Raw genomic sequence first — 12,419 nt, forward strand, 5'->3', positions numbered from 1 at the left:
TGATAGGTTGGAGACGTGGAGGGGAAGAGAGGGGCAGTATAGGGGGCGGAAATGAGCGCGATCTGGGAGGAGGATCTGTCGCATATTTTTGTGGATTTTTACGGTGATACGGGGTTTCTCACTTTCCTGATGTGAAGACGATCGGTACAGAATTGATATATACAATACCTGGATACTATCGGCCGTGGACATCTGAACAGGTCTCACGCAGGGGCCGGCGACACGGCCCGGAGGGGAAGAGAAGAAAATGAGGAATGAGCAGGTATGATTAGAGAAAAAAGATTTCTGACTCTTTTGCTCCTCCTCGTCCTTCTGGGATGCACCATTCTCACGACAGGGTGCATGACAGGGGAAGGGCCGGGCACGACGACGCCTGTCCCGACGCCCCCCACATTCCAGCCCGACATCCTGGACAAACCGATCATCAACGCTCCCCCCGGAGAGGGAGGGCCGTCTCCTTTCCTCTTCGAGTTCGACACGGAGAACGCCTCGGGCTTCGAAGCGGTCAGGGCAGATCGACCGGGAGCGCCGAAACTCGTCCTGCGGCCGAATGCATCGGCGACCCTTCCGATCATCGTCTCCTCAGAGGCTGGCACCGAGATCAGGATCACCCGGACCGACGGCCTGCCGGAAGGTGTGCAGGTCTCCTATGCCCCGGACTCCTTCATCCTTAAGGCGGGGGAGACGACACGCGTGGAGATGCGTCTTGCCTCATCGGAGGACCAGACCGTGCCGGCGGAGACGGCAGTCGTCGTCTGGATGGAGGGTGCGGGATGGGAGATCGGGAGGGGTTTCCACCTCGGGGAGATGGAGTGAGGGTCTCCGACCTTCCTTCAATACTTCTCGTCCTCACGTCCGGCGATCGTACCCCGGTGTAACCTTTCCTCCGAGGACCAGGACGGAGGCGACGATGATGCCGACGAGAACAAAACCGGCCAGGGGGTGGTCGGGGATCACGATGAAGAGGTCGGGATAGCCGGTATATTTCAGAAGCAGGTCGACTATCGTGACCGATGCCGCCCCCAGCAGGATGCTGATCGCCGGGTTGAATCGGGAGAGACGAAGAGATCCGAGTGCCTCGAAGGCGGCCGCCATCCCGAGGGAAATGACCATACTGGAGAGCAGCAGGACAAGGAGCGGTTTATTGTACAGTTCGATGAGTATTTCAGAGCGTGTCAGAAGAAAAGAGACCGGGAGCACCAGCAGTATCGGGAATGCGAGAGCAAAACCCGGGCGACGGATGAACGCCGTCAGATGGCACCAGACGGCTGCGAGGGTCGCGATGAAAAAACAGCCCGCGACGTACAGCAACGGTGCAAGGATCACGGCCGCGCTCACCCAGCCTATATTTGACATACTATCGGGGTAGTCCTCTCTGATCAGGGAGATGAGGAGGATGAAACCGCAGATCGATGCGGACACGATCAGGAAGAGAAGGAATGTCAACATCAGCCTCGATGAAAAGAAGAACGGAACGATGGTCCCTGCCTGAAGTGCCGCTTCGGAGACGGGAGACACGTTGAAGTCCCTTGCAAAACCGAGCAGGAATATGAATAAAAAGGAACTCGCCGAGACTGCGGTGATCAGAAGGTACTTCCTCCAGTCTCCGAACCTCTCCGCCACGAGGGGAAGGGGTGTCAGGATGCCGAGCACCTGCACGGCGACGATCGTCAGAGTGCCGGCCAATGCCTCGGGGCCGATGACCTGGAACGGGTAATACTGCGGTACGATCACCGAGAGGGCGAGAGCAAGGACGACGGGCATCAGAGCACTCAGGCAATGGGAGGGCAATCGCTCGAAGATCCCGTACAGGAGTGCCGGGGCCAGGAGAAATCCAAGAAAAATAATAATTTCGATCATATTTTCATTACTGGGGTTTTTTTCGTTTCTTCGCGAAAATTGTTGTGTTTTATATCAGTACACCCCATCCCCGGTTATCAGGATGCCCGTCACCTGATACGTGCCATCGCACCCTCCCTGAAATTCGTGCCTCATCCTCTCCCAGTATGAATTCGACTGCCAGCCCCCTACCCACCACTGGTTTATCGCATGAAATTCGGAGGAGATGGTGAGGACATTCTCGTCATCGGCAGTATAGAAGAGGATGAAGGGCGTCTCGAAGACGTATCCTGAAGACCCGGCGCTCACGTAATAGACCCCGTACATGGCGCTGTCAGGACTGCTGATATTTTCGGCGATCCGGTACGGCATGAAGAGGGGCTCTTTTCCGACCGGCGTTTTTGTATCGATCTCGTGGTCGACAGAGGTATCGTACATATGAATCTCCATCTCGACAAGCTCAGGGGTCTCTTCGGAATAGCGGTCCGAATAGATATGGGTCGGCTGCGGGAGTTCGGACTCGTCCTGTCCCGGCATGATCGGGATCGGCGTGATACGGTTTTTGTAGAGGGGACTGATCCGGTCGGCCGAGATCTTCAGCATCGGGACGCCGTTCACCTCCTCGATCTGTGCGGAGATAGTGTCCCTGTCGAAATTCGTGAAACTGGTGCGGGAGATGTTGATGGCAGTCTCGTTTTTCCCGGACTCCGCATTGTAATTGGAGGGAACGGGGACCAGAAGGGTTGCATTCTCCAGAGGCCCGGTCGTGGAGAGCGTGAGTTCGTAGATATAGACCGACTGTGCACTTTCGGGTGCGGACACGCTGAAATATCCTATGATCAATACAAAGACAACGACCAGAATGGCGACCAGGATGAGTATTGCAAGGATGATCTTCTTGAGAATATCCAGGAGGCTTTCCATGGGCGGTAATTTTATAATAATATAATTTATAGATGCTCGTCTGTCATTCGGATGAAGGATTATTTGGATTTGTTGAACTTCTGGCTCCTTTGAAATCCATCATGCTCTGGTCGATGTATCCTCCCTTTCCTGAGAGAAGACGCGGATATACCGCCTTCCACCTACCGCCTGCCGGGGGACTACGCCCCCGGACCCCCGCTCAGGATTGATCCCGGGAAGAAGGGTCGGAGTTCTGGAGGATTATGTCATCCCTGCCTCTATCTTAATGGCAGGGGGTATGGGGGGCGGCAGCCCCCCCGGACCAGGCGCTTCTGAACAGAATTTTTTCCCCTATCACTTCAGGAAGTACTTTCCCGCGAGGGTTTCTACAGAGCCGATTTACCATGAAAACCATCAGAAATGGTTTCAAGAAGCTTCGTTTCAGGAGCGATTCTACACCGTTAAAAAAAGAGTATTACAGGGTAAGAGTCCCCGCCACCCGCAGGTTCCCGCCCTCGAGGTAGGTGACGACCGCCTTCGAACCCGGCATATAGACCAGGTCCTTTTCGAGTTCGAGGGAGATCTTCACCGACCGTCCGTCGGCCTCGGCCGAGGTGACGCGGGAGGGGATGAACTGCATCCAGTGGCCGACATGGAGGACCATGCCCTCGGTGATCGGCGTCTTCCAGAAGGGCACGAGGTCCAGGGTGCCGGTCACGGAGGTCGCACACCGCAGGGAGGAGTCGTTGGTGAGGACATAGCCCCGGTCGAGTTCTTCAGCCTCGACGTTCTTGAGGGCGAGGCCGACGCGGTCGCCGGCGTCCGCCTCCTCGAAGTCCTCGTCGTGCTTCTGGATCGACCGCACGAGCGCGGTCTTCGCCGTCGGGAGCACCTTGAGGTTGTCGTGCTTGCGCAGGTGGCCGTCCGCGACGCACCCGAGAATCACGGTCCCGATGCCGCGGACATTGAAGAAGTGGTCGATCGGGATGACGCAGGTCTTCTTCGGGTCGGCAAGGGAACGCTCGATCGCGGTCTGCTCTGTCTGCTCAAGGAGGCGCTCGCGCAGGTCGACGAGGTCGTCCTCGACGCACTCGTACCCCTCCAGCAGCGTCCCCTTCAGGAGGGGCCTGATCTGGTCGGGCGCGATATAGTTGCGGAGGACGAAGTAGCCCTTCTTCACGCCCGCTGCCTGGAGCATGAGCAGGTACTCGCCGAAGGTCGCGTTCAGGGCGTCGACGACGACGACGGCCGCGTCCGCAAGGGTTGCGGCGTAGAAGAGCGGGGCGAGACGCTCAGGGTACCGGGTCGGTTCGATGAACGTCACCGTGTGCGCACCCTTTTTCAGGTTGTAGAAGGTGATGTCGGTGCTCGTCCCCTTTTTTCCGAGATCCTTTGCGTATCCTGCAGGGCCGAATACCGCTACAGTAAGGTTCGCCATATAGAGGTATTGGCGTGAGAGGGGGATAATGCTTCTCGAAGGGGGCGGGATCATGACGACAGACGTTTATAGCCGGGCACCGATTGACCGCTGAGGTGCAGGCACATGACCCGGCGACTCGGTGAAGCGGAGGGCTACGCCCTCCTGACGAGGTATGGCATCCCGGTGCCCCGCCATGCCGTTGCAACGAACCGACAGGGGGCGGCGGACGCGGCCGACGCCATCGGCTACCCGGTCGTCGTCAAGGTCGTCTCCCCGGAGATCGTCCACAAGTCGGACGCGGGAGGGGTGCGGACAGGCGTGCGGAGCCGCGAGGAGGCGATGGAGGCGTACGACGCAATCCTCGCCGCCGTCTCCGAGCGGCACCCCGGCGCCGCGATCGAGGGCGTGATCGTCGAGGAAGAGGTCGGAGGCGGGGGGGAGTTCATCGTCGGCGGGGCGACGGATCCCGCGTTCGGGAAGGTGCTCACCTTCGGGTCGGGCGGCGTCCTCGTCGAACTCCTGAGAGACGTCGGTTTCTCCGTCCTCCCGGCAGGGGAGGAGAGGATCAGGGAGATGGTCCGCGGCATCAGGGGCTATCCCCTCATCACGGGCTACCGCGGCATGCCGCCCCTCGACGAGGAGGCGCTCGTGGCGGCGGTCGCCGGCGCGGCCCGGATGTTCCTGGAGGAGGAGAAGGTCGCGGAGTTCGACATCAACCCTCTCGTCCTCGGGGTGGAGGGGGCGTGCGCGGTGGACGCAAGGGTCATCTTCGGAGAGGAGAGGCCCGAGACGGCGGCGGCCCCAGAAAGACCCCCCTTCGCCCTCCCGGCACCGACATCCGTCGCCGTCATCGGCGCTTCCCCCGAAGCCGGGAAGGTGGGGTATGCCCTGACGAGGAACCTCCTCTCCTTCCCGGGAAAGTTCTGGCCGGTCAACCCGAAACATGCGACCGTCCTCGGGCGGACGGCCTACCCCTCGGTCCTCGCCGTCCCCGACGAGGTGGACGTCGCCGTCGTGGCGGTGCCGGCGCCCGTCGTCCCCGCCGTCCTCAGGGAGTGCGCGGAGAAGGGGGTGCCCCTCGCCGTGATCATCTCCGCGGGATTCTCGGAGAGCGGTGCGGAGGGGAAGGAAAGGGAGGAGGAGGTGAAGAGGATCGCGGCGGCGACGGGCATCAGGGTGCTCGGGCCGAACTGCCTGGGCATCATCCTCCCGGCCGAAAAGATCAACGCCACCTTCGACCCCATCACCCCGAAACCCGGCCACATCGGTTTCCTATCACAGAGTGGCGCCGTGATCACGACAGTCGCCGACTGGAGCATCCCCGCGGGCATCGGTTTCTCCGCCGTCGTCAGCGTCGGCAACCAGGCCGACCTCGGCTTTGCCGACCTCCTCCCGGCCCTCGCCGCCGTGCCCGACACGCGGGCCGTCATCCTCTATGTCGAGGAGATCAGGGACGGACGGCGCTTCCTGGAGACGGCGAAAGAGGTGACCCCCGAGGTGCCAGTCATCGCCGTGAAGTCGGGAGCGTCTGAGAGGGGGAAGGCGGCGGCCTCCTCCCACACCGGCTCCCTGGCCGGGTCGTACGCCGTCTATGCCGCCGCCTTCAGGGAGGCCGGGATACTCCTCGCCGGATCCCTCGAAGAGGCCTTCCAGCTCGGCGAACTCCTGGCGTCGGAGGGCTATCCCACGGGCGATAGGTGCGTCGTCATCTCGGGCGCCGGGGGTTTTGCCGTCCTGGCGGCGGACTACGCGGAGAAGCACGGCGTCCCCCTCCCGCCGCTCCCGCCCGGGATCCGCGACGCCCTCGACGCCTTCCTCCCCTCGATCTGGAACCGGACAAACCCGATGGACATCATCGGCGACGGCGGGGCCGCGCGCTTCGCCCGCGTCTTCGACGTCATGATCGCCCGGCAGGACCTCTGGGACGTCGCCTGCGTCGTCAGCGTCCCCTCGGCCGTCCTGAACCCGGTCGAACTCGCCCACGAGATCGTCAGGTTCTCGCGGAACACCAGCAAGATGGTCGTCTGCTGCCTCCTCGGCGGCGAGAGCATGAAAGGCGCGGTGCGTATCCTGAAAGACCACTGCGTCCCGAACTTCCCCGAGATCGAGGACGCCTTCAGGGCCGTCGGGACAGTCCTCGCCTCGGGACGCCGGGGGAGCGGGACGGCACCCCCCTGCGATATCGAAAGGGGCGACTGAGATGGACGGCACCGCACGGAGACGCTCGGAGAAGGCAGGCCTCCCTCCCGGTTCTCTCGTCTATGTCGGGGACGCCGGGCAGGAAAGGACGGAGATCGACGTCATCGACTACACCTGGGAGGAGATCAGGGAGGAGGCCGGCATCGGCGTCGACGAGATCCCGCCGTACCTGGAGAGGGAGTCGGTCACCTGGATCAATGTGACCGGCCTCAAGGACACCGCCGCCATCGGGAGGATCGGGGAGATCTTTCACCTCCACCCTCTCGTGCTGGAGGACATCCTCAACACGGAACAGCGGCCGAAGACCGAGGAGTACGACGGGACGATCTATATCATCCTGAAGATGATCGGCTACTCGGCGGAGGGCGACCTGGTGGACGAGCAGATCAGCATCGTCCTCGGAAAGAACTCCGTCATCTCCTTCCAGGAAAGACAGGGCGACGTCTTCGACCCGGTGCGGGAGCGGATCAGGGGAGGGAAGTGGCGGGCCAGGCGACTCGGCGCCGACTACCTCGCCTATGCCCTCGTCGACGCCATCGTGGACAGTTATTTCACGGTGATGGAGACCTTCGGCGAGAAGATCGAGGCGGTGGATGACGTCCTCATCGAGAACCCGGACCCCGGCGTGATCAGGGCGATCCAGGGGGTGCGGCGCGACCTCCTGTACCTCAGGAAACGGATCTGGCCGCTGAGGGAGGTGATATCCTCCCTCGAACGGACCGACTCGCCCCTCTTCGCCGACCAGACAAAGGTCTATCTCAGGGACGTCTACGACCACACCGTCCAGGTGATCGAGACGCTGGAGACCTACCGGGACATGGGGGCCGGGATGCTCGACATCTACCTGTCGAGCACGAGCAACCGCATGAACGAGGTGATGAAGGTGCTGACGATCATCGCCACCATCTTCATCCCCCTCAGTTTCATCGCAAGCGTCTTCGGCATGAACTTCAGGCAGATGCCGGAACTGGAGTGGGAGTTCGGGTACTACACTTCCCTGGTCCTGATGGCCGTCGTCGCCCTCGGCATGCTCCTCTATTTCAGGAGGAAGAGGTGGATATGACAGTGAAGGAGAGACGAAGATGAAGAAAGTCCTGATCAACGCACGAAAGGAGGACTACGAGAATCTCTCCCTCCTCCTCGAAGGGATCCACCATGTGGTCCTCCGGGAGGACGGGATCTACGAGGTCAAACTCTTTCTCCCTGACAACGACCTCGACCCCTTCATCGAGAAGGTCAGGCCCCTCCTCGACCTGCGGTATAGAGAGAACCTCATCGAGGTCTCCTCGCCGGACTTCGTCATCTCGCCGTACCTCAAGAAGGTCGAGGAGAAGACGGAACAGCCGGAAAAAACCCCGATCGAGGAGCTCCTCGACACCACCCGGCCGTACCAGAGGCTTGACGCGGGAAAACTCGTCCTCACCTCGATCGCCGGGATCATCGCCCTGACCGGCCTCTTTCTCAACAATGTGGCGGTGATCATCGGGGCGATGCTCCTCTCCCCGATCCTGGGGCCCATCTACGGCTTCGCGATCAACATCTCGATCGGGAAGGTGCGTGACGGCCTCCAGAGCATCCTTGTCCTTGCAGCGCTCCTCTCCTGCGTCTTCGCCCTCTCGGCCGCGACGACCTACCTCCTCCACTTTGTAACGCCACTCTCCATCACGCCCGAGATCCTCTCCCGCACCGTCGTCAGCCCGATCTACATCGTCATGGCCGTCCTCCTCGGGTTCGCCTCGGTGCTCGCCCTCGCACGCGGGATGTCCGACCTCATCGCGGGCGTTGCGATCGCCGCCGCCCTCCTGCCCCCGACGGCGGTGATGGGCATCTCCCTCGTCCTCATCAGGGAAAGCCTCCTCCCCTCGACGGTTCTCGTCCTGGAGAACGTCATCGGGATGATGGCCGGGGCCCTGATCGCCACCCTCTCCCTGCAGATAGGTTCGCGGGCATATTACGAGCAGATCGCCGCGAAAAAGTACATCGCACGGACGGCCGTCCTCATTATCATCCTGATCGCCCTCCTCTTCGGGCTGAGCATCCTCCTCTCCACCCCGCCGATCTGAGATGGGGAGAAACCCTATATCACATGGCGCCGTCCGGCACCTATGGCCGGGATATCAGCAGAGGTCGTCGAGGCGCGTTTTCCCCTTCTCTCCGGGCATTCTCTCGAAGGAAGGAAGGTGATCCTGCCCAAGGACCTGAAGGGGATGGTCGCCCTGATCGCCGTGGCCGTGCAGAGGGGGGCCCAGTCCATGATCGACTCGTGGCGGACGCCTTTTGAGGAGGAGTTTGCGGGCGATCCGAAGATCGCATTCTATGAGGTGCCGGTGATCGAGAAAGAGAACGAACTCTTTCTCGGAGGCGTGATCAATGCGGGGATGCGGGAGGGCATCGACCCTGCGAAGTACGGCTCTATCATCACCGTCTTTGAGAACACGAAGCGGATCAGGAAGGTGCTCGGGATGGACGATCCCTCCCGCGCCTACCTGTACCTCCTCGACCAGGAGGGAACGGTCAGGTGGAGAGTGTCGGGATTCGCAGACAAAGGGGGGATTGAAGAAATCATTACCGTGACACGGAGGCTTGCCGGTCCGTGGGGCGGAAGGAATCTTTAACAGCGATGAACGGTACCCGTGCATCAGGTGACTGATATGAGGACCGGAGCGGTTGCGGTGGTCGTCGTCTGCGCCGCCTTCGTCCTGGCCGCCGGGTGTGCGGGAGTGCCGGGACAGGGGGGGCAGACGGTCGTCGTCGGGGCGAAGACCTTCAATGAACAGTACATCCTCGCCGAGATGATCGCCCTTCTCCTGGGGGAGGAGGGCTATGCCACCGAGGTGAAGGCGAACATGAACGACGCCACCCTCTATGAGGGGATCAGGAAGGGGCAGGTGGACGTGTATGTCGAATACACCGGCACCGCCTACTCGCAACTCCTCAAACTCCCCCAGATGACGGAATGGGACCCCGACACCGTCTACGACGAGGTGAAGACCGGGCTTGACGCCGAAGGGGTCACTGTCCTCTCGAAGGTCGGGTTCAGGGACGACTACACCGTCGCCGTGCCCGAGGTATGGGCCGGGGAGAAGAACGTGACGACGATCTCCGACCTCGCTCCCCATGCCGGGGAGATGGTCCTCGGGACCGATTACGTCTTCCCGAACAGGGAGGACGGCCTCCCGCAACTGGCAAAGGTGTACACCTTCACCTTCGGGGAGGCGAGGCAGATGGCGCCGACCCTGATGTACGAGGCGATCAAAAACGGCGAGGTGGACGCCATAACGCCGTACACGACCGATACGCGGGTGGACCTGTACAAACTCCGCATCCTGGAGGACGAGAAGTCGGCCTTCCCACCCTATCACGCGATCATCCTCGCGAACGACCGGATCGCGGGGGACCAGAAAGCGACCGCGGCGCTCGCCGTCCTCTCCGACAGGATCGACGCCGAAAAGATGCGGCAGCTCAACTACCAGTTCGACGTCGAGAAGAAGGACGCCAGGCAGATCGCCCGCGACTATCTCGTCGCAGAGGGCCTGATCGCAGGATAGGGCCTGTCCCTCCTCCCCCCATGCCACCGCACCAGAGGCTCTTCGAGCGGATCGAAAAGGTCGAGATATCGGGCCTTACGAAGACATATGGCAGCAGGTATGCCGTCAGGGACCTCGACCTCACGGTCGTCGGCGGCGAACTCCTCATCCTGATCGGGGCGAGCGGGTCGGGAAAGACGACGACACTCCGGATGATCAACCGCCTGATCGAGCCAGACCGGGGGAGCGTCCGCATCAACGGCGTCGATGTCGGGGGGGTCGAGGCGGTGGCCCTCAGGCGGAACATCGGCTACGTGATCCAGCAGATCGGCCTCTTTCCCCATATGAGCGTCGGGGAGAATGTCGGGATCATCCCGACCCTCGAAGGCTGGACGAAGGAGAAGGTGAGGGAGAGGGTCGAGCATCTCCTCGGCCTCGTCGACCTCCCGCCCGAGACCTATGCCGGCCGCTCCCCGCGCGAACTCTCGGGCGGGCAGCAGCAGAGGGTGGGACTGGCCCGGGCGCTGGCGATGGATCCCCCTCTTCTCCTGATGGACGAACCCTTCGGCGCGCTCGACCCGATACTCAGGAAACAACTCCAGGACGAGTTCAAGAGGATCAAGCACGACCTGGGTCGGACGATCGTCTTCGTCACCCACGACATCGACGAGGCCTTCGCCCTCGGAGACAGGGTGGCGGTCATGCACGACGCCCGCCTCGTGCAGGTCGGCACGCCCGAAGACCTCATCCTCGCCCCGGCGTCGGATATCGTCGCGCATATGGTGGGCGCCGACAGGAAGTTCCGGTACCTCGACACTCTCTCTGTCAGGGACCTGATGACGCCTGTCCTGGCGCGCTATCTCTTCGACGGCGCCACCTCGATCCTCTCGGCCCTCGAGACGATGATGAGGGAGGACACCGGCGTCGCCATCGTCATGGAAGGGGGCGGGGTCGCGGGCACGGTGACGAGGCGCAACGCCTTCACGAAGCGCCACGATGAGGGGGGCCTGGCCGGGATCGCCGCGATGCCTCGGGTCTTCGCGCCCGGCGACGCGGCGGCCGCGGCCCTCGGCGACCTCAAAGAGGCGGGTGCGTCCTTCGGACTGGTCATGGAAGGGGAGAGGCCTGTCGGCCTCTTCCTCGCGGACGAAGTGCTGATGAGGCTGATCTGATGGACGCCGCGGATTTTGTCCTCTCTATCTGGCAGGACTACGACCTCACGGCACGGACAGTCGAGCACCTGGGCATGTTCGCCGTCGCCCTTGCCGCCGCGATCGTCATCGGTGTCGCCGTCGGCGTCCTTCTCTTCAGGTACGAACAACTTTCCGGCCCGGGCTTTGCCGCGCTCAACGTCCTCGAAACCGTGCCAGACCTCGCTCTCCTCGTCCTCCTCATCCCTCTCGTCGGGATCGGGGCAGTGCCGACCGTCGTCGCCTGCATCCTCTACTCTGTGCTGCCGATCGCCAGGAACACCCATGCCGGCCTGACAGGCGTCGGCCCCGACGAGATCGGGGTGGCCGAGGCCCTCGGCCTCACCGAAAGGGAGGTCCTGCTCCATGTCCGCATCCCCCTCTCCCTCCCCCTCGTCGCCGGGGGGATCAGGATCGCCGTCGTCTTCGCGATGGGCGTCGTCACCCTCGGCGGCCTGATCGGGGCGGGCGGCCTTGGCGTGCCCCTCCAGACCGGGATCTTCAACAACATCCCCGAACTGATCCTGGTCTCCGGCCTCTGGGTCGGCGTCCTCGCGGTCCTCTCGGACGGCATTGCCGGGTGTGTCGAGCGCCGCCTCGAACGGAGGTACGGCCGGTGGTAGCCGTCGAGACGGTGATCGCGGCGACGTTCCAGCACGTCGTCCTGGCGTATGCCGCGCTCCTCATCGCCGTCGGCATGGCCCTGCCCCTTGCCGTCCTCTCCCTCTCCTCCCGCACGGTGGCGGCGGTGGTGATGGCCGCCGCAAACCTCGCCCAGGCGATACCCGGCCTGGTCGTCGTCGCCTTTGTCGTTCCCCTGCTCGGCATCGGGTTCTACCCGGCGATCGTCGTGCTCGTCCTCCGGGCCCTCCTCCCGATCGTCAAGAATACCTGGATCGGCCTCTCGACGGTGGACCCCGGGATCATCGACGCGGCGACCGGCATCGGCATGACAGACAGGCAGATCACCCGGCACATCAGGTTCCCCCATGCCTATCCCGCCTTCTTCGCCGGGGTCAGGTTCGCCGCAGTCCTCACGAACAGCGTCGCCGTCCTCACAGCGATCATCGGGAGCGGCGGTCTCGGCGGACTGGTCTTCGAGGGCCTCGCCGGCAGCAACATGATGACCCTCTGTGCCGGCGCCCTGCCGGCGGTCCTGCTGGCCATCGCGGTCGACCTCCTCATCTCCGTCCTGGAGAGGCGGGTCGAGGGGGGGAGGGTCGGGGGGTAGAGAGAAGAGAATGAAGGGGGGAGATAGAAAATGGGGGGAAGGCGGTGAAGGGAATATGTGAAGGTCTTCGGTTCGTGACTCCCCGGTCATCCCCCAGCTCAGGATAGGAT

Annotated in this window: 12 protein-coding genes; 9 read left to right on the top strand and 3 right to left on the bottom strand. The window is 62.5% G+C overall.

The window, feature by feature from the left end; translation table 11 throughout:
• Positions 1 to 264 precede the first annotated feature (264 nt).
• Entirely contained in the window at positions 265 to 816 is a 552-nt protein-coding gene (locus BP869_RS02665) for a hypothetical protein (RefSeq protein ID WP_342676637.1), read from the top strand.
• 33 nt (positions 817 to 849) lie between these two features.
• On the opposite strand, the gene BP869_RS02670 is transcribed toward BP869_RS02665, so the two are convergent.
• The 3 genes from BP869_RS02670 to BP869_RS02680 all read right to left on the bottom strand — a co-directional run bounded on the left by BP869_RS02670 (position 850) and on the right by BP869_RS02680 (position 4,180).
• Positions 850 to 1,860: a hypothetical protein gene (locus BP869_RS02670; protein WP_342676639.1), complete on the bottom strand. Its 1,011-nt coding sequence runs from the start codon at positions 1,858 to 1,860 to the stop codon at positions 850 to 852.
• Between the two features lie 54 nt (positions 1,861 to 1,914).
• A complete protein-coding gene (locus BP869_RS02675) occupies positions 1,915 to 2,763 on the bottom strand; it encodes a hypothetical protein (protein WP_342676641.1) in 849 nt (282 codons plus the stop codon).
• Positions 2,764 to 3,217: 454 nt separating this feature from the next.
• A complete protein-coding gene (locus BP869_RS02680; RefSeq protein WP_342676643.1) occupies positions 3,218 to 4,180 on the bottom strand; it encodes an EF-Tu/IF-2/RF-3 family GTPase in 963 nt (320 codons plus the stop codon).
• Between the two features lie 105 nt (positions 4,181 to 4,285).
• On the opposite strand from BP869_RS02680, the gene BP869_RS02685 reads away from it, so the two are divergent.
• The 8 genes from BP869_RS02685 to BP869_RS02720 are packed head-to-tail and all read left to right on the top strand — an operon-like array spanning position 4,286 to position 12,309.
• Positions 4,286 to 6,361 (top strand): acetate--CoA ligase family protein, encoded by a 2,076-nt coding sequence (locus BP869_RS02685; protein ID WP_342676645.1) that lies wholly within the window; start codon positions 4,286 to 4,288, stop codon positions 6,359 to 6,361.
• Position 6,362: 1 nt separating this feature from the next.
• The gene (gene corA, locus BP869_RS02690) at positions 6,363 to 7,424 is read left to right on the top strand and encodes a magnesium/cobalt transporter CorA (protein WP_342676647.1); all 1,062 of its coding nucleotides are present in this window, start codon (positions 6,363 to 6,365) and stop codon (positions 7,422 to 7,424) included.
• A gap of 19 nt (positions 7,425 to 7,443) precedes the next feature.
• On the top strand, positions 7,444 to 8,424 hold the full coding sequence (locus BP869_RS02695; RefSeq protein WP_342676650.1) for a TIGR00341 family protein: 981 nt from the start codon (positions 7,444 to 7,446) through the stop codon (positions 8,422 to 8,424).
• 42 nt (positions 8,425 to 8,466) lie between these two features.
• The gene (locus BP869_RS02700; protein WP_342676652.1) at positions 8,467 to 8,976 is read left to right on the top strand and encodes a hypothetical protein; all 510 of its coding nucleotides are present in this window, start codon (positions 8,467 to 8,469) and stop codon (positions 8,974 to 8,976) included.
• 36 nt (positions 8,977 to 9,012) lie between these two features.
• On the top strand, positions 9,013 to 9,909 hold the full coding sequence (locus BP869_RS02705) for a glycine betaine ABC transporter substrate-binding protein (protein ID WP_342676654.1): 897 nt from the start codon (positions 9,013 to 9,015) through the stop codon (positions 9,907 to 9,909).
• Positions 9,910 to 9,929: 20 nt separating this feature from the next.
• On the top strand, positions 9,930 to 11,060 hold the full coding sequence (locus BP869_RS02710; protein ID WP_342676656.1) for an ABC transporter ATP-binding protein: 1,131 nt from the start codon (positions 9,930 to 9,932) through the stop codon (positions 11,058 to 11,060).
• Positions 11,060 to 11,701: an ABC transporter permease gene (locus tag BP869_RS02715; RefSeq protein ID WP_342676658.1), complete on the top strand. Its 642-nt coding sequence runs from the start codon at positions 11,060 to 11,062 to the stop codon at positions 11,699 to 11,701. Before BP869_RS02710 ends, BP869_RS02715 begins: the two co-directional genes overlap by 1 nt.
• On the top strand, positions 11,695 to 12,309 hold the full coding sequence (locus BP869_RS02720) for an ABC transporter permease (RefSeq protein ID WP_342676660.1): 615 nt from the start codon (positions 11,695 to 11,697) through the stop codon (positions 12,307 to 12,309). Before BP869_RS02715 ends, BP869_RS02720 begins: the two co-directional genes overlap by 7 nt.
• The last annotated feature ends 110 nt before the right edge of the window (positions 12,310 to 12,419 follow it).

Source organism: Methanofollis sp. UBA420 (assembly GCF_002498315.1).
GTDB lineage: Archaea > Halobacteriota > Methanomicrobia > Methanomicrobiales > Methanofollaceae > Methanofollis.

Excerpts from the sequence above, each read along its gene's own strand:
- BP869_RS02665 (WP_342676637.1), top strand. The coding sequence starts at position 265 with ATGATTAGAGAAAAAAGATTTCTGACTCTTTTGCTCCTCCTCGTCCTT.
- BP869_RS02670 (WP_342676639.1), bottom strand. The coding sequence starts at position 1,860 with ATGATCGAAATTATTATTTTTCTTGGATTTCTCCTGGCCCCGGCACTC.
- BP869_RS02675 (WP_342676641.1), bottom strand. The coding sequence starts at position 2,763 with ATGGAAAGCCTCCTGGATATTCTCAAGAAGATCATCCTTGCAATACTC.
- BP869_RS02680 (WP_342676643.1), bottom strand. The coding sequence starts at position 4,180 with ATGGCGAACCTTACTGTAGCGGTATTCGGCCCTGCAGGATACGCAAAG.
- BP869_RS02685 (WP_342676645.1), top strand. The coding sequence starts at position 4,286 with ATGACCCGGCGACTCGGTGAAGCGGAGGGCTACGCCCTCCTGACGAGG.
- corA (WP_342676647.1), top strand. The coding sequence starts at position 6,363 with ATGGACGGCACCGCACGGAGACGCTCGGAGAAGGCAGGCCTCCCTCCC.
- BP869_RS02695 (WP_342676650.1), top strand. The coding sequence starts at position 7,444 with ATGAAGAAAGTCCTGATCAACGCACGAAAGGAGGACTACGAGAATCTC.
- BP869_RS02700 (WP_342676652.1), top strand. The coding sequence starts at position 8,467 with ATGGCCGGGATATCAGCAGAGGTCGTCGAGGCGCGTTTTCCCCTTCTC.
- BP869_RS02705 (WP_342676654.1), top strand. The coding sequence starts at position 9,013 with ATGAGGACCGGAGCGGTTGCGGTGGTCGTCGTCTGCGCCGCCTTCGTC.
- BP869_RS02710 (WP_342676656.1), top strand. The coding sequence starts at position 9,930 with ATGCCACCGCACCAGAGGCTCTTCGAGCGGATCGAAAAGGTCGAGATA.
- BP869_RS02715 (WP_342676658.1), top strand. The coding sequence starts at position 11,060 with ATGGACGCCGCGGATTTTGTCCTCTCTATCTGGCAGGACTACGACCTC.